We start from the raw sequence: 1886 nt of genomic DNA on the forward strand, positions 1-1886 counted from the left end.
TGAAACACCTGCTGGAAACGGCAGACGATGAATAATCCCTATTTAATTTATTAATCATTTAAATGTTGTAAACATGGAAAAAAAGAAAAGTTCTCCGGCCAACCTGCCGGGAAAACCCTGCTTCCCCTGGGTGGGAGGTAAAAGAAGACTGCTTCCCGTACTTATCGAATCCCTTCCGAAAGACTTCGGACAGATGGATACCTATGTAGAACCGTTTGTCGGTGGCGGCGCCCTCTTCTTCTGAATAAGACAAGCCTATCCGGAAATCCGTTGCGTCATCAACGACTCCAACGAGGCTCTGATCAATGTCTACCGCGTCATCAAGGAATCCCCGGAGCAGCTTATTAAAGTGCTTGCCCGGATACAGGACGAATACATCGCGCTGGAGGAACATACCCGAAGAAGGGTCTACTTCATGGAGAAACGTACCTACTACAATGAAGGAAACCCGAATAACATCACCCGTGCCGCCCTGTTTATCTTCTTCATGCGTACCTGTTATAACGGCATCTACTCCGTGAACCATAGCGGAAAGCTGTCCGTCACTTTTGGTGCCGGGGGACGGGTAAAACTGTTGGAAGAGGAACTGATCCGCTTTAACCACAAGCTGCTGCAAGATGTTGTGATTCTGGACGGTGACTACCGGCAGACCGCAGAATACACCGGAGCCAACTCCCTATTTTATTTTGACCCGCCTTATAAGCCGGTCAATGAGGGTAACTCCTGCACCTCCTACATGCCACAGGACTTCGGAGATGAAGAGCAGATCAACCTGGCAAATTTCTGCAAGGGAATAGGTGAAACCGGTGCCAAATGAATGCTTTCCAACTCCGATCCCCGGCAAAAGAACCCTGAGAACACCTTCTTCGACGACCTCTATGCCGGTTTCCATATCCAGCGAATCAGCATCTTCCGTTCCATCTGTTCCATAGCCGAGAAAAGAGAAGCGGTCAATGAATTGCTGATCAGAAATTATTAAGAATAAATATCCGGTGGTAGCCGGGTAGCAATAAAAAGAGAGCCAAATTCCCTCCAGCAGGGATTTGACTCTCTTTTTTATTGCCTGCCTTTCATGCATCAGACAAGGACCAGTATTTTATAATTTTCAACCGGACTGTTTCTTTGCAGGCTTTTCAATCAGCTTCGGGGCTGTTTCGTGCTGATGATCCGTCTTGTTCTCCTGCGCCATCTTCCTGCCCAACAGGTAATCGTTCAAATCGTTATACTCCCGGTAGCAGTCGGACTTGTCCCTGACCGGGCATCCGGCTTGCGCCATCTGCTGAAAAGCCTGCCTTCCGGCGGAATCGTTATCCAGTAGGCAGAGGGCACTCTTATACTCTTTCAAGACAGGGATAGCCTTGCCTACATTGCTGACCGAATTTAAAACGATATAGTCCGGACCGTTTCCTTTAGGCTGTCCGTTACCGGGATGCGTAGCCTTGAGCGTGAGGTATGAGAGATAATCCATAAAGCCTTCAACCACTATGCAACGGTCGCTGCCATTTTTGATATGGGTAATCTCTTTGGGCGATATGCTGCCTTTTAGGTATTTGTTACGGATCTCGTACCCGCCGCTCCGGTTGGCAAAGCCTACGGCAAAATACCATTTTCCCTTGTTCTGAAAATGCACTTCCTTGCATGCTTCCCTTGCGATTTCAGGCAAGATGCCTCTTTCTTTGAGATATCCCAGCAAGACCGGGTTCGTCAGCGGATCAATGCGTACCTGCCGGTAGCCGGTAGCCTGCGGTTCCGCCTGCCGGGGAGAGGCTGCTACCGGACGGAAAGCAGCCGGAAAATGTCCCTCTATCGTTTTAAGCGCATAAGAGATATCCTTCGTCTTTTGAAGCTCCATCGCCAGGGTGATGATGTCCCCTCCCTGTCCGATG

2 protein-coding genes and 1 pseudogene are annotated in these 1886 nt (G+C 49.3%); 2 read left to right on the forward strand and 1 reads right to left on the reverse strand.

All coding sequences use genetic code 11. From position 1 onward, the window contains the following. Positions 1-73 precede the first annotated feature (73 nt). Both BSCG_RS0127320 and BSCG_RS29895 read left to right on the forward strand, forming a co-directional pair. Positions 74-817, forward strand: a pseudogene (locus BSCG_RS0127320) (DNA adenine methylase). Beyond that, positions 818-979 (forward strand): hypothetical protein, encoded by a 162-nt coding sequence (locus tag BSCG_RS29895; RefSeq protein WP_004308096.1) that lies wholly within the window; start codon positions 818-820, stop codon positions 977-979. It abuts the pseudogene before it with no gap. 126 nt (positions 980-1105) lie between these two features. Here the strand turns inward: BSCG_RS29895 and BSCG_RS21075 are convergent. Then, the coding region (locus BSCG_RS21075) for a toprim domain-containing protein (protein ID WP_004308095.1) at positions 1106-1886 on the reverse strand (781 nt) is incomplete at its 5' end.

Origin of the sequence: Bacteroides sp. 2_2_4 (assembly GCF_000157055.1) — a bacterium.
Taxonomy (GTDB): domain Bacteria; phylum Bacteroidota; class Bacteroidia; order Bacteroidales; family Bacteroidaceae; genus Bacteroides; species Bacteroides ovatus.